General features: G+C 71.6%; 18 protein-coding genes and 1 tRNA gene. 6 read left to right on the top strand and 13 right to left on the bottom strand.

Translation table 11 applies throughout. From position 1 onward, the window contains the following. Positions 1-64 precede the first annotated feature (64 nt). From PLP61_RS04070 to PLP61_RS04125, 12 genes are all read right to left on the bottom strand, one after another. Positions 65-550, bottom strand: coding sequence for an SRPBCC family protein (locus PLP61_RS04070; protein ID WP_324500622.1), 486 nt, complete (start codon positions 548-550; stop codon positions 65-67). Then, positions 547-921 carry an ArsR/SmtB family transcription factor gene (locus PLP61_RS04075; protein WP_324500624.1) on the bottom strand — a complete coding sequence of 125 codons (375 nt, stop codon included), beginning with the start codon at positions 919-921 and terminating at the stop codon, positions 547-549. The genes PLP61_RS04070 and PLP61_RS04075 overlap by 4 nt, the downstream gene beginning before the upstream one ends. Continuing rightward, on the bottom strand, positions 918-1,334 hold the full coding sequence (locus PLP61_RS04080; protein WP_324500626.1) for a VOC family protein: 417 nt from the start codon (positions 1,332-1,334) through the stop codon (positions 918-920). Before PLP61_RS04080 ends, PLP61_RS04075 begins: the two co-directional genes overlap by 4 nt. Before the next feature lie 423 nt (positions 1,335-1,757). Further along, positions 1,758-1,830, bottom strand: a tRNA-Ala gene (locus PLP61_RS04085). A 36-nt stretch (positions 1,831-1,866) separates the two neighbouring features. Then, positions 1,867-2,544, bottom strand: a complete 678-nt coding sequence (locus PLP61_RS04090; protein ID WP_324500628.1) for a histidine phosphatase family protein — start codon at positions 2,542-2,544, stop codon at positions 1,867-1,869. Beyond that, positions 2,531-2,911 (bottom strand): ribosome silencing factor, encoded by a 381-nt coding sequence (gene rsfS, locus PLP61_RS04095; RefSeq protein WP_324500630.1) that lies wholly within the window; start codon positions 2,909-2,911, stop codon positions 2,531-2,533. The genes PLP61_RS04090 and rsfS overlap by 14 nt, the downstream gene beginning before the upstream one ends. Before the next feature lie 13 nt (positions 2,912-2,924). Then, positions 2,925-3,575: a nicotinate-nucleotide adenylyltransferase gene (gene nadD, locus PLP61_RS04100; protein ID WP_502888941.1), complete on the bottom strand. Its 651-nt coding sequence runs from the start codon at positions 3,573-3,575 to the stop codon at positions 2,925-2,927. After that, positions 3,572-3,700 carry a hypothetical protein gene (locus PLP61_RS04105; protein ID WP_324500634.1) on the bottom strand — a complete coding sequence of 43 codons (129 nt, stop codon included), beginning with the start codon at positions 3,698-3,700 and terminating at the stop codon, positions 3,572-3,574. Before PLP61_RS04105 ends, nadD begins: the two co-directional genes overlap by 4 nt. Positions 3,701-3,724: 24 nt before the next feature. Next, a complete protein-coding gene (locus tag PLP61_RS04110) occupies positions 3,725-4,975 on the bottom strand; it encodes a glutamate-5-semialdehyde dehydrogenase (RefSeq protein ID WP_324500636.1) in 1,251 nt (416 codons plus the stop codon). 120 nt (positions 4,976-5,095) lie between these two features. Beyond that, positions 5,096-6,061 (bottom strand): electron transfer flavoprotein subunit alpha/FixB family protein, encoded by a 966-nt coding sequence (locus PLP61_RS04115; protein WP_324500638.1) that lies wholly within the window; start codon positions 6,059-6,061, stop codon positions 5,096-5,098. Positions 6,062-6,072: 11 nt separating this feature from the next. Beyond that, positions 6,073-6,846, bottom strand: a complete 774-nt coding sequence (locus PLP61_RS04120; protein WP_502888938.1) for an electron transfer flavoprotein subunit beta/FixA family protein — start codon at positions 6,844-6,846, stop codon at positions 6,073-6,075. A 183-nt stretch (positions 6,847-7,029) separates the two neighbouring features. Further along, complete coding sequence (locus tag PLP61_RS04125; protein WP_324500642.1) at positions 7,030-7,830, bottom strand: enoyl-CoA hydratase/isomerase family protein; 801 nt, start codon at positions 7,828-7,830, stop codon at positions 7,030-7,032. Between the two features lie 89 nt (positions 7,831-7,919). Between PLP61_RS04125 and glgX the strand changes: the two genes are divergently transcribed. Next, positions 7,920-10,061, top strand: a complete 2,142-nt coding sequence (gene glgX / locus PLP61_RS04130) for a glycogen debranching protein GlgX (RefSeq protein ID WP_324500644.1) — start codon at positions 7,920-7,922, stop codon at positions 10,059-10,061. Positions 10,062-10,078: 17 nt separating this feature from the next. On the opposite strand, the gene glgP is transcribed toward glgX, so the two are convergent. After that, entirely contained in the window at positions 10,079-12,664 is a 2,586-nt protein-coding gene (gene glgP, locus PLP61_RS04135) for an alpha-glucan family phosphorylase (RefSeq protein WP_324500646.1), read from the bottom strand. A 167-nt stretch (positions 12,665-12,831) separates the two neighbouring features. On the opposite strand from glgP, the gene PLP61_RS04140 reads away from it, so the two are divergent. Genes PLP61_RS04140 through PLP61_RS04160 form a run of 5 tightly spaced genes read left to right on the top strand, consistent with a single transcriptional unit; the run spans position 12,832 to position 21,082 of the window. Beyond that, positions 12,832-14,787 carry an alpha-1,4-glucan--maltose-1-phosphate maltosyltransferase gene (locus PLP61_RS04140; protein ID WP_502888939.1) on the top strand — a complete coding sequence of 652 codons (1,956 nt, stop codon included), beginning with the start codon at positions 12,832-12,834 and terminating at the stop codon, positions 14,785-14,787. Then, on the top strand, positions 14,784-16,490 hold the full coding sequence (gene treS / locus PLP61_RS04145) for a maltose alpha-D-glucosyltransferase (protein ID WP_324500650.1): 1,707 nt from the start codon (positions 14,784-14,786) through the stop codon (positions 16,488-16,490). The genes PLP61_RS04140 and treS overlap by 4 nt, the downstream gene beginning before the upstream one ends. After that, the gene (locus tag PLP61_RS04150) at positions 16,487-17,863 is read left to right on the top strand and encodes a maltokinase N-terminal cap-like domain-containing protein (protein ID WP_324500652.1); all 1,377 of its coding nucleotides are present in this window, start codon (positions 16,487-16,489) and stop codon (positions 17,861-17,863) included. The genes treS and PLP61_RS04150 overlap by 4 nt, the downstream gene beginning before the upstream one ends. Then, on the top strand, positions 17,860-20,028 hold the full coding sequence (gene glgB, locus PLP61_RS04155) for a 1,4-alpha-glucan branching protein GlgB (protein ID WP_324500654.1): 2,169 nt from the start codon (positions 17,860-17,862) through the stop codon (positions 20,026-20,028). The genes PLP61_RS04150 and glgB overlap by 4 nt, the downstream gene beginning before the upstream one ends. A gap of 4 nt (positions 20,029-20,032) precedes the next feature. Then, positions 20,033-21,082, top strand: coding sequence for an NUDIX hydrolase (locus PLP61_RS04160; RefSeq protein ID WP_324500656.1), 1,050 nt, complete (start codon positions 20,033-20,035; stop codon positions 21,080-21,082). Positions 21,083-21,132: the final 50 nt, after the last annotated feature.

A 21,132-nucleotide genomic window follows, 5' to 3' on the forward strand; every position in this document is an offset into this window, starting at 1 on the left:
GCGTGGTGATCCACGGACTGTCGCCCTCGAGGTGGTGCGCCTGGCGATGCCCGCCAGATCGGTGTCAGGTGATGGCGTCGAGCGCCACGTCAAGCCGCTCGTAGCCACGACCGAGCCCCTCGGTCATGCCCGAGGCGATCCAGCCGTCGCGCATCTCGCGGTCGACGTAACGGACCGTCAGCCTCATCGCGGTGCGGTCATCGGGGCGCTCGTCGAGCACGAGCGTGTTGAGGCTTGGGCCGGGGAAGTCGTCGAACTGCTCGGTGGAGACGATTCGGTGCGGCCGATCGACCTCCTCGTACGTGCCCCGGACGCCCATAGCGCCGGGGCTGTCGGGCTGGTTGAACACCCAGCGGTAGCTGCCCCCGACGCGAACGTCCATCTCGCAGGTGGTCAGCGGGAAGCTCGCGTCACCGAGCCAGCGGCGCAGGTGCTCCGGCTCGGTCATGGCCCGCCAGACCTTGTCGGGCGGTGCGTCGAAGTCACGGCGGATGAGGACCGAGACGTCGTCGGGGGTGGTCACCTCGAAGGTATTGGGCCAGATGCTCATGGAGAGTCCTCGGGGTCGTCGGACATCGTGCGTAGGTAGTCGTCGAGGCGGTCGTAACGCTGCTCCCAGAACTCGCGGAACTCCTCGGCCCACTCCGCGACCTGCTTCATCGGCTCGGCCTGCAGGGTGGCCGGCCGGGACTGCGCGACCCGCCCGCGAGTGACCAGCCCGGCCCGCTCGAGGACCCGGAGGTGTTTGGAGACGGCCGGCCCGGTCATGTCGAACGGCTCCCCGATCTCGGCCACCGTCGCCGGACCGCGCCGCAGCCGCGTCAGCATCGCCCGGCGCGTCGGGTCGGCCAGCGCGGCGAACACCAGGCTCAGCGGATCGCGCGCCTCCGCGGGACGGGCGCCCAGGGCGACGGTGCTCACGCGCCGACCGGCTCCTCGTGCGGGAAACCGCCCTCGGGCCACTGCTGCAGGAGCCAGGCGTTGCCGTCGGGGTCCTCGAACCGGCAGAACAGGCAGCCGCCGAGGGCCTGCACCTCGCCGAGCTCGACGCCTCGGCTGGACAGCTCCTTGGTGGCCGCATCCATGTCGGCGACGACCAGGTGCAGCCCCTTCTGAACGCCGACCGGCATGTCGCTGATCTCCGGGATGTTGCGGCCCAACAGGATGGCGCATCCCGAGCCGGGCGGGCAGATCTGCACGATCCGCATGTCGTTCATCTGGACGTGGTCGGTAAGCAGCCGCCAGCCACACTTCTCGACGTAGAAGTCTCGGGCACGGTCGACGTCGCTGACCGGCAGGTGGATGAGCTCGAGCCGCATCTGCGTGGTGGTCATGATGGTGACTCCCTCTTTGGAAACCAACTGGTTCGATAACTGATTGGTTTCTATCGGATCCTGGATCCGGTTGTCAAGGGCACTCCTCGCCCTGCTCGTCGGCCGCACGTCGATCGCCGGTCGGCCCGCGGCCCTGGCTGCGCAGGTCGTCCAGGGTCTGGCAGCTGACGTGCTGCCGACCGGCGAGCCCCTTGACCGACCAGGCCTGCTCGAAAGCCCGTGGACGATGGTGGCGTTGGGCTGGGTGCTGTTGGTGAACTCCATGGGAGGAAGGTGTGCGAACCCCACCGAGCGGCAGCGAGACGACCCGAGACGACTCCACGGCGACGCGAGATCAGAAGCGTCTGTGTTTCCATTGTGTGACCGGACCATGCGCTTCCCCTGGGTGGGGGTTCAGGACGTGGCCCGTGACTGCGTGTTCGGTGGAGCTGAGGGGACTCGAACCCCTGACCCCCTGCATGCCATGCAGGTGCGCTACCAGCTGCGCCACAGCCCCGGACGGCCGCCCGTCTCTCCGGGCAACTCGGGAATACTAGCCAACGCCCTCACTCGACGCGAAATCGGCCCCTTCGGTCTGCCGGCGCGGGGCGAGGTTGTACGCCGCCAGCCTCGGAAGCGGGTCGTCAGGACCCTGCACGAGCACGGCCCACGCACCGTTGGCGAGGACGCGCAGCGAGCGGGTGGGCACCGGAGGCCAGCCGAGCACCGCGAACAGGCCGACCTTGACGCAGGTGCCGTGGAGCACCGCGATGCCGGTCTCGCCCGGACCCAGCGCGGCCAGGCAGTCGGTGAGCGCCGGGGTGACCCGCGCACGGACCTGCTCCACCGACTCCTCACCGGGGACGAGGGGGCCAGGCTCGCCGGCCACCCACGCGGCGTACTCCGCCGGGTGGCGCTCGGCGAACTCCGTCCGGGTCAGCCCCGAGCGCACCCCCACGTCGAACTCGCGCAACCGCCGGTCGGGCTGGGCCACCAGCCCGGTGGCCTCCTCGAGGTACGCCGCGGTCTGCCGCGCGCGGGCCAGGTCGCTGGTCCACAGCCGCACCGGGTGCTGCCCGGCCAGGCAGGAGGCGGCCGCCCGGGCCTGGGCGTGCCCGCAGTCGTCGAGCTGGACGTCGGTGTGCCCCTGGGCCCGGTCGATGAGGTTCCACGGGGTCCGGCCGTGACGCAGCAGGACCAGCCGGCGGACCTCTCCGTCAGCGAGCCGCATGCGCGGTCACGTCAGCCGGCAGGGGGATCAGGGGACAGTCGCGCCAGAGCCGCTCCAGGGCGTAGAACTGCCGCTCCTCCTCGTGCTGGACGTGGACGACGATGTCGCCGTAGTCGAGCAGCACCCACCGACCCTCGCGGTGACCTTCGCGGCGGATGGGCTTGACGCCGATCTCGCGAAGCTTCTCCTCCACGCGGTCGACGATCGCGTGGACCTGCCGCTCGTTGCCCGCCGAGGCGAGCAGGAACGCGTCGGTGATGGCGAGCTGCTCGGAGACGTCGAAGGCGATGACGTGCTGGCCGAGCTTGTCAGCCGCGGCGCGTGCGGCGGTCTCCACGAGCTCGAGGGCGTGGTCGGTGGCGGTCACTCGGCGGTTTCCTTCACAAGGTCGTCGGGACCCCGGCGGGGTCGGGGGTGTAGAGCCGGTGCTTGGCGATGTACTGCACGACGCCGTCCGGGACGAGGTACCACACCGGCTCGCCGCGGCGCTTGCGCTCGCGGCAGTCGGTGGAGGAGATGGCCAGCGCAGGGATCTCGACCAGCGTCACACGGTCGGCGGGGATGTCCCCGAGCTGGTCGGCGTCCATGTTGTAGCCGGGCCGGGTGCACCCCACGAACCTGGCGAGCCCGAAGAGCTCCCCGGCGTCGCGCCAGGTGAAGATGTCGGCGAGCGCGTCGGCGCCGGTGATGAAGTACAGCTCGGTCCCGGGCAGCTGGGCGCGCAGGTCCCGCAGGGTGTCGATGGTGTACGTCGGTCCGTCGCGGTCGATGTCGACCCGGGAGACGGTGAAATGGGGGTTCGCCGCGGTCGCGATCACCGTCATCAGGTAGCGGTGCTCGGCCGGGGAGACCCGGCGGTGGGACTTCTGCCAGGGATCCCCGGTCGGGACGAAGACGACCTCGTCGAGGTCGAACCACGCCTGCACCTCGGAGGCCGCCACGAGGTGCCCGTGGTGGATCGGGTCGAAGGTGCCGCCCATCACACCCACCCGGCGGGTGGGGACGGGGGTCGGCGCCGAGGGCACGCTCAGCTGTGGTCCCGTCCCGCGCCGAAGATCAGCAGCGCGACCAGCAGGAAGAGCAGGAGGCCGAGCACCACGGCACCCACGGCGTAGGGGCTGATGGCCTGGACGGCGACAAGAGCACTCGAAGACATGGCGGACAGCCTACCCGGCGCGGCTCAGCGGACGTGTCCGTCCCCGGTGACGACGTACTTCGTCGAGGTCATCTCGGGCAGGCCCATCGGCCCGCGGGCGTGCAGCTTCTGGGTGCTGATGCCGATCTCGGCGCCGAAGCCGAACTCCCCGCCGTCGGTGAACCGGGTGGAGGCGTTGACCAGGACCGCCGCCGAGTCGACCTCGGCGGTGAACCGGCGGGCGGCGGCCAGGTCCTCGGTGACGATGGCGTCGGTGTGCTGGCTGGAGAACCGGCGGATGTGGCCGATGGCCTCGTCGAGGGAGGCCACCACCTTCGCGGAGATGTCCAGGGAGAGGTACTCCTGCGCGTAGTCCTCGTCGCTGGCTGCGACCACCCCGGGGACCCGGCCGAACGTCTCGTCGCCGTGGACGGTGACGCCGTGCTCCTGGAGAGCGGCGACGACCTTGGGGACGAAGTCCTGGGCGAGGTCCTGGTGGACCAGCAGCGACTCGGCGGCGTTGCAGACGCTGGTGCGGTGGGTCTTGGAGTTGAGCACGATGGCCAGCGCCTTGTCCGGGTCGGCGGCTCGGTCGACGTACACGTGGCAGTTTCCGACGCCGGTCTCGATGACCGGCACCGTCGAGCCCTCCACCACCGAGCGGATCAGGCCGGCACCGCCTCGGGGGATGAGCACGTCGACCAGGCCCCGGGCCTGCATCAGCACGGTCACGCTCTCGTGGGTGTCGCCGGGCACCAGCTGCACGACGTCGGCGTCCAGGCCCTCGGCCACGACCGCCTCGCGCAGGGCGGCGACGATCGCCTCGTTGCTCGACCGCGCGCTCGAGCTGCCCCGCAGCAGCACCGCGTTGCCGGACTTCAGACAGATGCCGGCAGCGTCGGCGGTCACGTTGGGCCGGGCCTCGTAGATCATCCCGACCACCCCGAAGGGGACGCGCACCTGGCGCAGCTCCAGCCCGTTGGGCAGCGTGCCCCCCCGCACGACCTCGCCCACCGGGTCCGGCAGGCCGGCGACGTCGCGCAGGCCCTGCGCCATGCCGGCGAGCCGGCCGTGGTCCAGCCGCAGCCGGTCGATGATGTTGGCGGGGGTGCCGCCGGCCTCGGCGCGCGCGATGTCCTCCGCGTTGGCGGCCAGCACGGCGGTCTCCCGGGCCATCAGCGTGTCGGCCATCGTGTGCAGCGCCCGGTCCTTCTGGGCCCGGGTGGCCAGGGCCAGCCCGTGGCTGGCCGCGCGCGCCCGGGTCGGGGCCGCGAGGACGGGGTGCTCGGTGGTCATGCCCCCCAGCCTAGCCGCGGCGATCCCGCCGAGCGTCGGTCGTCTGCAGGCGGAGACGGCCACGGACGTGCCACCGGCCCGGTCGCGGACGGCGACCGGGCCGGTGCACGACCGCGGTGGTCAGCCCTTGCGGGCCTGGACCTTCTCGGTGAGGGCGGGAAGCACGGTGTGCAGGTCGCCGACCACGCCGAAGTCGACCAGCTCGAAGATCGGGGCCTCCTCGTCCTTGTTGACGGCCACGATCGTCTTGGAGGTCTGCATGCCGGCGCGGTGCTGGATGGCGCCCGAGATGCCGCCGGCGATGTAGAGCTGCGGCGCGACCGTCTTGCCGGTCTGTCCCACCTGCAGGGTGTGCGGGACCCAGCCGGAGTCCACGGCGGCCCGGGAGGCACCCACGGCCGCCCCGAGCGCGTCGGCCAGACCCTCGATCGGGGCGAAGTCGCCACCAGTACCGCGGCCACCGGAAACCACCACGGCGGCCTCGGTGAGCTCCGGCCGGCCGGAGGACTGGCGGGGCTGGGAGGCCAGGATCTGGGTGCCCTTGGCGGCGTCGGAGACCACCGCGGCGACCTGCTCGACGACGCCCGCGCCGGCGACCTCCTCCGGGGAGGCGGCGTTGGGCTTGACCGTGATGATCGGGGTGCCCTGGGTGACCCGCGCGGTGACGGTGTAGTTGCCCGCGAAGACGGACTGGGTGGTGACCGGCGCCCCGTCGGCACCCGCCTGGACGTCGACGGCGTCGGTGATCACGCCGGAACCGAGCTTGACCGCGAGGCGGCCGGCGATCTCCTTGCCCTCCGCGGAGGAGGTGATCAGCACGGCCCCTGCCGAGGCCGCGGTGGCGACCTGCTGCAGGACCTCGGCCTTCGGCGCGACGAGGTAGCCCTTCACCAGCGCGTCGTCGACGACGTAGACCTTCTCGGCGCCGTACTTCCCGACGGCCTCTGCGACGCCCGCGGCCTGCGCCGGGGAGCCGATGAAGACGGCCGAGGGCTGCCCGAGGCGGCGGGCCACGGTGAGCAGCTCGAACGTCGGCTTGCGCACCACACCGTCGGCGTGGTCGACCAGAACCAGGATCTCAGACATGGGCACGCTCCTCAGATGAACTTCTTGGCCGCGAGGAAGTCGGCGAGCGCCTGGGCGCCCGAGCCGTCCTCGTCCTTGACGATCTCGCCCGCGGTGCGCGGCGGACGGGCGGTGGTCGAGTCGACCGCCGACCACGCCGCGGACACGCCCACCTGGCCCGCGTCGACGCCCAGGTCGGCCAGCGTGTAGGTCTCCAGCGGCTTCTTCTTGGCCGCCATGATCCCCTTGAACGACGGGTAGCGCGCCTCGCCGGACTGGTCTGTCACGGAGAGAACGACGGGCATCGTGGCCCCCAGCACCTCGGTGGCGGTGTCGCCGTCCCGCCGGGCCCGCACCTGGTCGCCCTGGGTCTCGACCAGCGCCGCGAAGGTGACCTGGGGCAGCCCCAGCCGCTCGGCCAGCATCGCCGGGACGACGCTCATCTCGCCGTCCGTGGAGGCCATGCCGCACATCACGATGTCGGCGGGACCGGCCTTCTTGACCGCCTCGGCGAGCACCAGGGAGGTGGCCAGGGCGTCGGAGCCGGCGATCGCGTCGTCGACGACGTGGACGCCCTGGTCGGCGCCCATCTGCAGCGCCTTGCGGACCGCGTCGACCGCGCCCTCGGGCCCGACGCACAGGGCGGTGACGGTCACGTCCTCGTCCGCGCGCTTCTCCTTGATCTGCAGCGCCTGCTCGACGGCGTACTCGTCGAGCTCGGAGAGCAGACCGTCGACGCCGACCCGGTCGACGGTGTGGTCGGCCTCGAACTTCCGGTCGGCCGTGGCATCCGGGACGTACTTCACACAGACAACAATGTTCATGGCGGTGTGGCCGTTGCGGCCCCTCCTGGTGGACTCGAGCGGCGGGATTCAAACACGTGGCACGACGCGGCGACCTGACGACGGGTCATGGTCGCCTGCCCCAGTGAGGCTACCTGGCGGTAGCAGGCGGCAGGAACTTGGCGACGGGTGCGATCAGTCACACGCTCAGCGGCCGACGAACCGGGCCTTCCCGGGGCCGTTCTCGATGAAGGAGGCCATCCCCAGGGTGCGGTCCTCGGTGGCGAAGAGGGCCGCGAACTGCTGGCGCTCGATCTCCAGACCGGTCTCCAGGTCGACCTCCAGCCCCCGGTCGACCGCCTCCTTCGCCGCCCGCAGGGCGTACGTCGCGGCGCCGGCGAACCGGCCGGCCCAGGCCCTCGCCTCGGCGTACACCCGGTCGGCCGGGAGCACCCGGTCGACCAGGCCGAGGGCCAGCGCCTCGTCCGCCTTCACGAACCGGCCGGTGAAGATGAGGTCCTTGGCGCGGCTCGGCCCGACCAGCCGGCTGAGCCGCTGGGTGCCGCCGGCCCCGGGGATGATGCCCAGCAGGATCTCGGGCTGGCCGAGGACGGCGTCCTCGGCGGCGAACCGGACGTCGGCGCACAGCGCGAGCTCGCAGCCACCGCCCAGGGCGTAGCCGGTCACCGCGGCCACCACCGGCTTGGGGATGCGGGCCACCGCGGTCAGCGAGGACTGCAGTGCGCCGGACCGCTTGACCATGTCGGTGTGGGACATGTCGGCCATCTCCTTGATGTCCGCACCGGCGGCGAAGACGCGCTCCCCGCCGTACAGCACGACGGCCTTCACGTCGTCGCGCTCGGTCGCCTCGACCGCAGCGGCCCGGATCTCCTCCTGGACCTGCTCGTTGAGCGCGTTCATCTTCGGTCGGTCCAGCCGGATCGTGCCGACACCGTCGGCCACCTCGAGCCGGACGAACTCCCCGGTCCCTGCGCCGTTCCCGCCCATCTGTCTCTCCTCCGGTCGTAGGTCTCGATTCGGAGCCTAGCGAGCGCGTTCGGCCCGTTCGACGCGCCGTCGGGGTACACAATGACCCGGTGAGTCCCCCCCGCTGGCGCTGGCACCGACGCGACGAGTCGGTCCCCGTCTGGCCGGGCAGCCACCAGCACCTGGGGGCGACCTGGGGACCCGACGCGACCAACTTCGCGGTCTGGGCGCCCGAGGCGACGAACATGTGGGTCTGTCTCTTCGACGAGGAGGGGCGAGAGACCCAGCACGAGCTGACCGAGCGCACGCTCGGCATCTGGCACGGCCAGGTCCCCGGGGTCCCGGTCGGCCAGGCGTACGGGTTCCGCGCGGACGGCGCGTGGGACCCCTGGCACGGCAGGCGCTTCAACCGGCACAAGCTGCTGCTCGACCCGTACGCCCGGGCGATCACCGGTGAACCGGTGCCGGGCCCCGACCTGCTGGCGTTCGAGCCGCACGACCCCTACCGGAAGAACCGGGTGGACTCGGCGCCGAGCATGCCGCGGTGCATTGTCGTCCACGACGACTTCGACTGGGGCGGGGACCGCCCGCCGCAGACGCTGTGGAACGACACCGTCATCTACGAGCTCCACGTGAAGGGCTACACCCGGCTGCACAACGAGATCCCCGAGCACCAGCGCGGCACCTACGCCGGACTGGCCACCCCGACCGTCACCCGCTACCTGCAGGACCTGGGGGTGAGCGCGGTCGAGCTGCTCCCGGTCCACCAGTTCTTCACCGAGCCGGCCGTGGCGGCCCGGGGGCTCACCAACTACTGGGGCTACAACAGCATCGGCTTCTTCGCCCCGCACGCGGCGTACGCCGCCGGGGGAACCCGGGGCCAGCAGGTGACCGAGTTCAAGGAGATGGTGCGCTCCTTCCACGCGGCCGGCATCGAGGTGATCCTGGACGTGGTCTACAACCACACCGCCGAGGGCGGTCCGGACGGCCCGACGTACAGCTTCCGCGGTCTGGACGACCTGGGGTACTACAAGCGCTCCGGCACCGTGGGCGACGCCTACTGGGACGTGACCGGGTGCGGGAACACCGTGGACTCCACGAACCCCGGCGCGCTCAGGCTGATCCTGGACTCGCTGCGGTACTGGGTGACCGAGATGCACGTCGACGGGTTCCGCTTCGACCTGGCCTCGGCGCTGGCTCGCACCGGTCACCACATCGACATGCACAGCGCCTTCCTCGCCACGATCGGGCAGGACCCGGTCCTACGGCACGTCAAGCTCATCGCCGAGCCGTGGGACGCGTCGATGGACGGCTACCGCGTCGGCTACTTCCCCCCGCCGTGGGTGGAGTGGAACGACCGGTACCGCGACACCATCCGGGACTTCTGGCGCCGCAGCTCCGGGGGGATCCGCGACGTGGCCTCACGTCTGGCCGGCTCCTCGGACCTGTACGCCGACGACGGGCGCTCGCCGTACGCCTCGGTCAACTTCCTCACCGCCCACGACGGCTTCACGCTGCGCGACCTGGTCTCCTACAACACCAAGCACAACGAGGCCAACGGCGAGCACAACCGCGACGGCACCGACAACCACCGCTCCCACAACCACGGGGTGGAGGGCGACACCGACGACCCCGAGGTCACCGCGCTGCGGCGCCGGCTGGCCGCGAACATGATGGCGACCCTCTGCCTGTCCAACGGATCGCTGATGATCACGGCCGGCGACGAGCGGGGCCGCACCCAGCGGGGCAACAACAACGCCTACGCCCAGGACAACGAGACCTCGTGGGTCGACTGGCGGCCCGACGACGCGTGGCTCGACGTCTACGAGGTGACCAAGGCGGCCCTCCGGCTCCGCCGGGAGGCCCCGGCCCTGCGCCAACGCCACCACTTCGACGGAACCCCCTCCATCGAGGGCGGGCCGAAGGACCTGGCCTGGATCCACCCGGCGGGCCGGGAGATGGTGGAGCAGGACTGGTACGACGTCAACCTGCACGTGGTGGGCATGTTCGTCTCGGGCGACCCGCTGCGCTCCCCCGGACCGCACGGTGAGCAGCAGCGCGGCAAGTCGTTCCTGATCTGGCTCAACAGCGCCGCGGAGGACACCACGCTCACGCTCCCTGACAACGGCTGGTTCGTCGAGGGCGAGGTGGTGCTGTCCACCGACGCGGCGCACCCCGCCGGGACCCGCGTCGCCTCCGGCGACACGCTCGACTTCGCCGGTCGCTCGGTGCTGGTGCTCTGCCGGGACTGAGACCCGCCGCCGGTGGCTCAGCCGGGCGGAGCGGCGACCAGGCCGAGCTCGGCGTCCGAGGCCAGCGCCCGGTTGTGGGGCACCACCCGCACGGTGTAGCCGAACGCGCCGGACTGCTCGATCTTGACGTCGGCTTCGTAGCGGTAGCGGCCGTCCTCCCCCCGCTCCGAGGGGGTCATGGAGGTGGTGGTCGAGTCGACCAGGACGTCCTCGCTGGTGGTCACGCCGTGCACCACCTGCACGTCCACGTCGTCGGGGGTCAGGTCCCCCAGGGCGACCGAGGCGTGCACGCTCAAGGTGGCGCCCACCTCGGGGTCGTCGCCGACCCCGGTCGCCTGGACGTGGTCGACGCAGACGTCGGGCCAGGCGGCCCGCACCCGCTTCTTCCACGTCGCCAGGGCGGCCGCCCCGTGGAAGTCGCTGTTGAGCGACCGGGCGGTCCCGGCGGCCGGGGCGTAGAGCCCGCGGACGTAGTCGCGCACCATCCGCGTGGCCAGCACCTTGGGGCCCAGCGACCGCAGGGTGTGGCGGACCATCTCGATCCACCGGGTCGGCACGCCGTCCTCGTCGACGTCGTAGAACCGGGGGGCGACCTCCCGCTCGATCAGGTCGTACAGCGCCGCGGCCTCCAGGTCGTCGCGTCGCTCAGGGTCCGCCACCCCGTCCGCGGAGGGGATCGCCCAGCCGTTGTTGCCGTCGTACCACTCGTCCCACCAGCCGTCGAGGATCGAGAGGTTCAGGCCGCCGTTCAGGGCCGCCTTCATGCCAGAGGTGCCGCAGGCCTCGTAAGGCCGGAGCGGGTTGTTCAGCCAGACGTCGCACCCCGGGTAGAGCGGCTGCGCCATGGCGATGTCGTAGTTGGGCAGGAAGACGATGCGGTGCCGCACCTCGGGGTCGTCGGCGAACCGGACGATCTCCTGGATCAGCTTCTTGCCGCCGTCGTCGGCGGGGTGGGACTTGCCTGCGATGACCAGCTGGATCGGCCGCTCCGGGTGCAGCAGCAGCGCCTTGAGCCGTTCGGGGTCGCTGAGCATCAGCGTCAGCCGCTTGTACGACGGGACCCGGCGCGCGAACCCGATGGTGAGCACGTCGGGGTCCAGCGCCGAGTCGATCCAGGCCAGCTCCGCGGCCGAGAAGCCCCGCTTCAGCGAGGAGCGGAGGAGTCGTCCGCGGGCGTCGCTGACCAGGTTGCGCCGCATCCGCCGCTTGAGGTCCCACAGCTCGGAGCTGGGGATCTTGTCGGCCAGGTCCCAGAACCCCTCGACGTCCTGGTCGTCGGCGGAGAGCCCGTGGTCGGCGGCGAGGGAGAAGATCTCGCGGTCCACCCAGGTCGGCGCGTGCACCCCGTTGGTGATCGACCCGATCGGGACCTCGGCCTCGTCGAAGGCCGGCCACAGCCCGTTGAACATGCCGCGGGACACCTCGCCGTGCAGCAGCGAGACGCCGTTGGCCCGCTGGGCGAGCCGGAACCCCATCACCGCCATGTTGAAGACCCCGGGGTCACCACCCTCGAAGTCCTCCGAGCCGAGGGCGAGCACCCGGTCCACCGGAACACCCGGCACCGGGCTGGTGCCGCCGAAGTACGCCGCGACCAGGTCGCGCGGGAACCGGTCGATGCCGGCCGGCACGGGCGTGTGCGTGGTGAACACCGTGCCGGCCCGGGACACCTCCAGCGCGGTGTCGAAGTCCAGCTGCGGACCGTCCTCGGCCACGGTCAGCTCGCGAATGCGCTCCAGCCCGAGGAAGCCCGCGTGCCCCTCGTTGGTGTGGTACACCTCCGGCTCCGGAGCCCCGGTGATCCGGGAGTAGGCGCGCAGCGCCCGGACACCGCCGACTCCGAGGAGCAGCTCCTGGCGCAGCCGGTGCTCGTGGGTGCCGCCATAGAGACGGTCGGTGACGTCGCGGTAGTGCTGGGGGTTCTGCTCGATGTCGCTGTCCAGCAGCAGCAGCGGCACGCGCCCGACGTGGGCCACGAAGATCCGGGCCACCAGGTCCGGCCCGTCGGGCAGCGAGATGGCCACGGTCGCGCGGGTCCCGTCCTCCTCGCGCAGGGCCACCAGCGGCAGCTCCTGCGGGTCGAGCACCGGGTAGTCCTCCAGCTGCCACCCCTCCCGCGACAACGACTGCTTGAAGTAGCCGTGCCGGTAGAGCAGGCCCACCCCGATCAGCGGCACGCCCAGGTCGGAGGCGGCCTTCAGGTGGTCGCCGGCCAGGATGCCCAGGCCCCCGGAGTACTGCGGCAGCACGGCGGTGATGCCGTACTCGGGAGAGAAGTAGGCGATCGCCCGGGGTGCGTCGTCCCCACCGCGGCGGTGGTACCACCGCTCCCCGGTGAGGTAGGCCTCCAGGTCGGCCCGGGTGCTCTCGAGGGAGTGCCGGAACTCGTCGTCCGCGGCGAGCGCCTCCAGCCGGGCGCGGCCCACGGCACCGAGCAGCCGCACCGGGTCGTGGTGCACGCGCTCCCAGACCCCGGGGTCCACCGCCCGGAAGACGTCCTGCGTCGGCGGGTGCCAGGACCAGCGCAGGTTGCCGGCCAGGTCCCCCAGCGCGGTCAGCTCTGCGGGCAGGACGGGTCGGACGGTGAATCGTCGGATGGCACGCACACAGAGGACCGTAGCGCCATCCTTGGAACGATCCAAGACCTCACCGCGGGTTTCCCCGATCCCGCCCGTGGCGGTCGTCACCACGCCGGTGGCACTCGTCCCTCGTGCGGCTTGCGCCTGTCTCCCCGGTGGGCAAGGGTTGGGCCATGGTCGGCCGGATCCCCGTCATGAACGTCTCGCCTGTGATCGACCTCGGTCGGCTCCCGGCGAAGGCCACCGTCGGCGAGGCCTTCCCCGTGGCCGCGACCGTGTTCCGGGAGGGGCACGACCAGCTGGCGGCCGAGGTGGTGCTGACCGGGCCTGACGGCCGGGACCGGCCCCCGGTCCGGATGCAGCCGGAGGGCCCGGCGCTCCCCGACCGGTTCCGGGCCTGGGTGGTCCCCGACGAGCTCGGTCCGTGGACCTTCACGATCCACTCCTGGTCCGACCCCTGGGCCACCTGGCTGCACGACGGCGACCTCAAGATCCGCGCCGGCGTGGACGTCGAGCTGATGTTCGCCGAGGGCGGCCTGCTGCTCGACCGGGCGCTGGCCGCGCTGCCGGCGAGCGAGGAGACCCTCGCCGGACCGGTCCGGGCGGGGATCGAGGCGGCTCGGGACCAGCAGCGCTCCATCGAGGAGCGGCTGAGCCTGATGCAGGGACCGGCGCTGCAGGACGTCCTCGCGGCATGGCCGCTGCGGGACCTGGTGACGGTGACCGGTCCCTTCCCGGCGTTCGCCGACCGTGAGCGGGCGCTGGTGGGCGCCTGGTACGAGTTCTTCCCCCGCTCCGAGGGCGCCACCGCCGACCCGGAGACCGGCCGGGTCACCAGCGGCACCTTCCGCACCGCGGCGGAGCGTCTGGACGCGGTCGCCGCGATGGGCTTCGACGTCATCTACCTGCCACCGGTCCACCCGATCGGCGAGGTCAACCGCAAGGGGCCCAACAACACCCTGACGCCGGGGCCGGACGATCCCGGGTCGCCGTGGGCCATCGGCAGCAGGTTCGGCGGGCACGACGCCCTCCACCCCGACCTGGGGACCTTCGCCGACTTCGACGCCTTCGTGGCCCGGGCCCGTGAGCTGGGGCTCGAGGTCGCCCTCGACCTCGCGCTCCAGGCGGCCCCGGACCACCCCTGGGTGAGCAGCCACCCCGAGTGGTTCACCACGCGGGCCGACGGCACGATCGCCTACGCCGAGAACCCCCCGAAGAAGTACCAGGACATCTACCCGGTCAACTTCGACAACGACCCGGAGGGGATCCGGCGGGAGGTCCTGCGCATCGTGCGGCTGTGGATGTCCCACGGCGTGCGCATCTTCCGCGTGGACAACCCGCACACCAAGCCTCTGGACTTCTGGGAGTGGCTGCTGGGCGAGGTGCGCGCCACCGACCCCGACGTGCTCTTCCTGTCCGAGGCGTTCACCCGCCCCGCCCGGATGCACGGCCTGGGGGCGATCGGGTTCCACCAGTCCTACACCTACTTCACCTGGCGCAACGCCAAGTGGGAGCTGGAGGCCTACCTGCGCGAGCTGGCCACCGAGTCCGACCACCTGATGCGGCCCAACCTGTTCGTCAACACCCCCGACATCCTGCACGCCTACCTGCAGTACGGCGGTCCCGCCGCCTTCCGGATCCGGGCCGTGATCGCGGCCACCGGCTCGCCGAGCTGGGGCGTCTACGCCGGCTTCGAGCTGTTCGAGCACGTGGCGGTGCGGCCCGGCAGCGAGGAGTACCTGGACTCCGAGAAGTACCAGATCCGGATCCGGGACTGGGCCGGCGCCGAGGCGTCCGGGCGCAGCATGGCGCCGTTCCTGACCCGGCTCAACGAGATCCGCCGAGCCCACCCGGCACTGCGCCTGCTGCGCAACGTCACCATCCACGGCAGCGACGACGAGAACGTGCTGGTGTTCTCCAAGCAGGCCGGGGAGGACCTGGTCATCGTGGTCGTCAACGTGGATCCCCACGCCGCCCGAGAGACCACCGTGCACCTGGACATGGCCGCGCTGGGCATGCACTGGTCGGACACCTTCGACGTCCGCGACGAGCTGACCGACCAGACCTGGACCTGGCGCGAGCACAACTTCGTGCGCCTCGACCCCGGTGTCGAGTCCGCCCACGTCCTGGCCGTCCGGCGGCACGGATGACGGCCGCCGAACCACCGCGCGACCCTGATGGGCCGGTCGGGGGCGGAGCCCCCCGGGAGTGGTTCAAGACCGCGGTGTTCTACGAGGTGCTGGTGCGCTCCTTCCAGGACTCCAACGGCGACGGGGCCGGTGACTTCCGCGGGCTGACCGACCGGCTCGACTACCTCGCCTGGCTGGGCGTGGACTGCCTGTGGGTCCCGCCCTTCTTCACCTCCCCCCTGCGCGACGGGGGGTACGACGTCTCCGACTACACGGGGATCCTCCCGGAGGCGGGCACGATCGAGGACTTCCGCCGGTTCGTGGAGGCGGCCCACGAGCACGGCCTGAAGGTGATCATTGACGTCGTCATGAACCACACCAGCGACGCCCACCCGTGGTTCCAGGCCTCCCGCACCGACCCGACCGGGCCCTACGGCGACTTCTACGTCTGGTCCGACACGACCGAGCTCTACCAGGACGCGCGGATCATCTTCGTCGACACCGAACCGTCGAACTGGACCTGGGACCCGGTCCGGCAGCAGTACTTCTGGCACCGGTTCTTCAGCCACCAGCCGGACCTCAACTTCGACAACCCGAAGGTCCACGAGGCGATGTTCGAGGCGCTGGCGTTCTGGCTCGACATGGGCCTGGACGGGTTCCGCCTCGACGCCGTCCCCTACCTCTACGAGCGGCCCGGCACGAACGGCGAGAACCTCCCCGAGACCCACGAGTTCCTCAGGAAGGTCCGCCGGTTCGTGGACGAGAACTACCCCGGTCGGGTGCTGCTGGCGGAGGCCAACCAGTGGCCCGCCGACGTGGTGGACTACTTCGGCGACTTCGACGCCGGCGGCGACGAGTGCCACATGTGCTTCCACTTCCCGGTGATGCCGCGCATCTTCATGGCGGTGCGCCGCGAGTCGCGCTACCCCATCTCGGAGATCCTCGAGCAGACCCCGCCCATCCCGACCGGCTGCCAGTGGGGCATCTTCCTGCGCAACCACGACGAGCTGACCTTGGAGATGGTCACCGACGAGGACCGCGACTACATGTGGGCCGAGTACGCGACCGACCCCCGGATGAAGGCGAACATCGGCATCCGGCGCCGGCTCGCGCCGCTGCTGGAGAACGACACCAACCAGATCGAGCTGTTCACCGCACTGCTGCTCTCCCTGCCCGGCTCACCGGTGTTGTACTACGGGGACGAGATCGGCATGGGCGACAACATCTGGCTCGGCGACCGGGACGGCGTGCGCACCCCCATGCAGTGGACCCCGGACCGCAACGCGGGGTTCTCCCAGGCCAACCCAGGGCGGCTGCACCTGCCGCCGGTGCAGGACCCGGTGTTCGGCTACCAGAGCGTGAACGTCGAGGCGCAGCTGGCGAACAGCTCCTCGCTGCTCCACTGGACCCGGCGGATGATCCACGCCCGCCGGCAGCACAGCGCCTTCGGCCTGGGGACCTTCTCCGACCTGGGCGGGTCCAACCCGAGCGTGCTGTCCTACGTGCGGGAGCACGACGACGTGATCCTGTGCGTGAACAACCTCTCCCGCTTCCCCCAGCCGGTCGAGCTCGACCTGCGCCGCTGGGAGGGCCGGGTGCCGGTGGAGCTGCTCGGCGGCGTCCCGTTCCCGCGCATCGGCGAGCTCCCCTACCTGCTCACCGTCGGAGGCTACGGCTTCTACTGGTTCCGGCTCACCACCACTGCCGAGGAGTCCCTTCCGTGATCGACCTGTCGTCGTTCCTCACCGCCGCCCGCTGGTTCGGGGGCAAGGGCCGGCCCTTCCACGTCTCCGGCACGGTCCGGGTGGGGGAGCTGCCGCGCACCGGGCCGGACGGACCCCGGGTCGCGATCGACCTGGCCGTCGTGGAGTACGACGACGCTGAGGGCGGCACCGACCTCTACCAGCTCCCGCTGGCCTTCTACCCCGAGGCCCAGTCCCGGCTGGCCCACGCGATGGTCGGCACCTGGGTCGACCCCGACTTCGGCGAGTGCGCGGTCTACGACGCCGTCCACGACCGCGAGGCGATGGCCTTCTGGCTGCGGTCCTTCGAGGCCGCGGACGCGGCGGGGCCTCTGGTGTTCCACCGCGTCGCCGAGCACGAGCTGGACCTCTCGTCCCACTCGACCCTGATGTCCGGCGAGCAGTCCAACTCCTCGGTGGCCTTCGGCGACGACGCGCTGATGAAGGTCTACCGCCGGGTCACGCCCGGCACCAACCCCGACATCGCGGTCCTGGACGTGCTGACCCGGGCCGGCTCCGAGCACGTCGCCGCGCTCTACGGCTGGCTCGAGGCGCCCTCACCCGGTGACCCGGACGGCCCCCCGCTGCAGCTGGCCATGCTGCAGCAGTTCCTGCGGACGGCCAGCGACGGCTGGGAGCTGGCCCTGGCCAGCGTCCGGAACCTGTTCGCCGAGGCCGACCTGCACGCCGACGAGGTCGGGGGTGACTTCGCCGCCGAGTCCGCCCGGCTCGGCGAGGCCGTGGCCGAGGTGCACCGGGACCTGCGCACCCACCTGGGGGGCGGGGTGGTCGACCTGGCGGAGGTGGCGGCCGGGATGACCGCGCGGCTCGAGGCGGCCCTGGGCGCGGTCCCGGCCCTGGCCGAGCACGAGCAGGCCGTGCGCGGCTTCTACGAGCGGCTGGCCGCCCTGGGCGCGGGGGAGGTGCAGCGCGTCCACGGGGACCTGCACCTGGGCCAGACCCTGCGCACGGTCAAGGGGTGGAAGATCGTGGACTTCGAGGGTGAGCCCGCCAAGCCGCTCGCGGAGCGGTCCCGACCGGACTCGGTCTGGCGCGACGTCGCCGGGATGCTGCGCTCCTTCGACTACGCCCCGCGGGTCGTGGAGCTGATGCTGGGCGGCGAGGACGCCGACGAGATCGCCCAGCGGGACTTCCGCTCCCGCGAGTGGACCGACCGCAACGTGCAGGCGTTCCTCTCGACCTACGCCGGCCGCGACCTGTCCGAGTCCGAACAGGTGCAGCTGACGGCGTACCTTGCAGACAAGGCGGTCTACGAGGCCGTCTACGAAACCCGAAACCGGCCGGCATGGGTGTCCGTCCCGCTGCAGGCCATCGCCCGTTGGGGGTCAGCATGAGCAAGCCACGTCCGGTCGACCTCCGCGAGATCGAGCAGCTGACCCGGGGGGAGCACGGTCACCCCCACGCGGTGCTCGGGCCGCACGTGCACGAGGGCGCGGTGACCGTGCGCGTCTTCAAGCCGCTGGCCTCCACGGTCGCAGTCCGCTACCACGACACCGAGGTGGCGCTCGCCCACGAGCACGCCGGCGTGTGGGTGGGAGTGCTACCGGTGGCGGAGGTGCCCGACTACCGCGTGGTGGTCGCCTACAACGCCGAGCCGATGGTGCTGGACGACCCCTACCGGTTCCTGCCGACCCTCGGGGAGACCGACCAGTACCTCATCAACGAGGGCCGCCACGAGCAGCTGTGGACGGCGCTCGGCGCGCACGTGCGCCACTACGAGGGCGTCACCGGCACGTCGTTCGCGGTGTGGGCGCCCCACGCCCGCGGCGTCCGGCTGAAGGCGGACTTCAACAACTGGGACGGCCGCGAGCACCCGATGCGCCAGCTCGGCACCTCGGGGGTGTGGGAGATCTTCATCCCCGACGTCGGCTCCGGGACCCAGTACAAGTACCTGCTGCTGGGCGCCGACGGGGAGTGGCGGGAGAAGGCCGACCCGATGGCCTTCCACACCGAGGTGCCTCCGCACACCTCCTCGGTCGTCTACGAGTCGCACTACCACTGGGGCGACGACGAGTGGATGACCGGGCGCCGCTCGCGGCACCCCGTGGCCGAGCCGATGTCGGTCTACGAGGTGCACCTCGGTTCCTGGCGCAAGCCGTGGGGGGCGACGCTCAACTACGGCCAGCTCGCCGACGAGCTGGTGCCCTACGTGTCCGACCTGGGCTTCACCCATGTCGAGCTCCTGCCGGTCATGGAGCACCCCTTCGGCGGTTCGTGGGGCTACCAGGTGACGTCGTACTTCGCGCCGACCGCGCGCTTCGGTGACCCCGACGGCTTCCGGTACCTCGTCGACCGGCTGCACCAGGCCGGCATCGGCGTGATCGTCGACTGGGTCCCCGCGCACTTCCCCAAGGACTCCTTCGCGCTGGCCCGCTTCGACGGCACGCCGCTCTACGAGGACCCGAACCCCTCCCGCGGCGAGCACCCCGACTGGGGGACGTTCGTGTTCAACTTCGGTCGGCGCGAGGTGCGCAACTTCCTCGTCGCCAACGCGCTGTACTGGCTCGAGGAGTACCACGTGGACGGGCTGCGCGTCGACGCCGTCGCCTCCATGCTCTACCTCGACTACTCGCGCGAGCCCGGCGAGTGGTCGCCCAACGTGCACGGCGGACGGGAGAACCTCGAGGCCGTGCAGTTCCTGCAGGAGATGAACGGAACCGTCTACAAGCGCGTGCCCGGCGCGATGACGATCGCGGAGGAGTCCACCTCGTGGGGCGGGGTGACCCGGCCGACCTCCGCCCAGGGTCTCGGGTTCGGCTTCAAGTGGAACATGGGCTGGATGCACGACTCGCTCGGCTACATGCAGCACGACCCGGTGCACCGGATGTACCACCACAACGAGATGACCTTCTCGATGGTCTACGCGTGGACCGAGAACTTCGTGCTGCCGCTCAGCCACGACGAGGTGGTCCACGGCAAGGGGTCGCTGCTGCGCAAGATGCCCGGCGACCGCTGGCAGCAGCTGGCCAACCTGCGCGCCTACCTGGCCTTCATGTGGGCCCACCCGGGCAAGCAGCTGGTGTTCATGGGGACCGAGCTGGGCCAGGAGGCCGAGTGGGCCGAGGCCCGTGAGCTCGACTGGTGGCTGCTCGACCACCCCGAGCACCGCGGGATGCACTCGCTGGTGCGCGACCTCAACCGGATGTACGCCGGCTCCCCCGCGCTGTGGGCCCACGACGACGACCCTTCCGCGTTCACCTGGATCGACGCCAACGACGCCGGGCGCAACGTCTTCTCCTTCGTCCGGCGGGGGCGCGGTGCTCCCGACGTCGTGTGCCTGGCGAACTTCGCCGCGCTCCCCCACGAGGGCTACGTCCTCGGGCTGCCCTCGGCCGGCCGGTGGGAGGAGATCGTCAACACCGACGCCTCGGCGTACACGGGCTCCGGTGTGGGCAACCTGGGTGCGGTCGAGGCCGTCCCGGGCGACTGGTCCGGCCAGCCGGCCCGGGCGACCATCGTGGTCCCGCCGCTGGCCACGATCTGGCTCCGCAAGGCCTGACGGGGTGCCCACGCGAGACGACCGGGAGGCGCAGCCGACCCTGACCGACGGCGTGGTGACCCTGCGGCCCTGGCGCGACGCCGACATCGACTCGGCCGTCGCGGGCCACGACGAGGTGATCGGGCACTGGCTCGGTCTCGGGGAGGTTCCCCCGAGCCGGGCGGCGATGAGGGAGGCGATCGCCCGCTGGCGGCACGGCTACGCGGACGGGCGGCGCGCGGTGGGCTTCGCCGTCGTGCACGAGGAGCAGCTCATCGGCAGCTGTGACGTCCGGGAGACCTCGCCCGGCGTCGGTGAGCTCTCCTGGGCTCTCTACCCCGACGGGCGCGGCCGCGGCTTCGCCACCCGCGCGGTGCGCGTGCTCGCCGACTACGCGATGACCGAGCTGGGGCAGGGCGGGCTGGGGCTGGGCCGCGTCGAGGCGAGCATCGAGCCCGGGAACGAGGCGTCGCTGCGGGTCGCCACCCGCGCCGGGCTGCGCCGCGAGGGGGTGCGCCGGGTGGTGCCGGGCACCGGCGACCGGGCCGCCGCCACCGAGTACGTCGTGCTCGCCAGGCTGGCCACCGACCCCCCGCTCACCGACCCGCAGAGCTTCCGGGCGCTGCTGAACTCCTTCCTCCCTCGCAAGCGCGCGATCGGGCAGCTGCTGGTGCGCGACCCCGACCGGCGGGTGCTGCTGTGCCAGCTGACGTACAAGCGGGACTGGGACCTGCCCGGCGGGGTGGTGGAGGTGGGTGAGTCCCCGCGCCTGGCGGTCTCCCGGGAGGTGGAGGAGGAGCTGGGGCTGGCGCTGCCCGCGGGGGGGCTCCTGCTCACCGACTGGCTGCCGGCCTGGGGCGGGTGGGACGACGCGATCTGCCTGGTCTTCGACGGTGGCGAGCACCCCGCCACGCTCACCGAGCGGATCGTGCGCCAGGACCGTGAGATCCGCACTGCGGAGTTCTGCACGCTCGAGCAGGTGCGGGAGCGGTCGCGGGACTTCACCGCGCGTCGGGTCGAGGCCGCCCTCGGCAACCTGGCGGGAGGGCCGGCGTACACGGAGTCCGGCCGCTGAGCCGCACCCGCCGGTCACCCCCGGAGGTCGTCGGCCACCCGCTCACCCCA

The organism is Nocardioides sp. (assembly GCF_035429765.1).
Taxonomy (GTDB): domain Bacteria; phylum Actinomycetota; class Actinomycetes; order Propionibacteriales; family Nocardioidaceae; genus Nocardioides.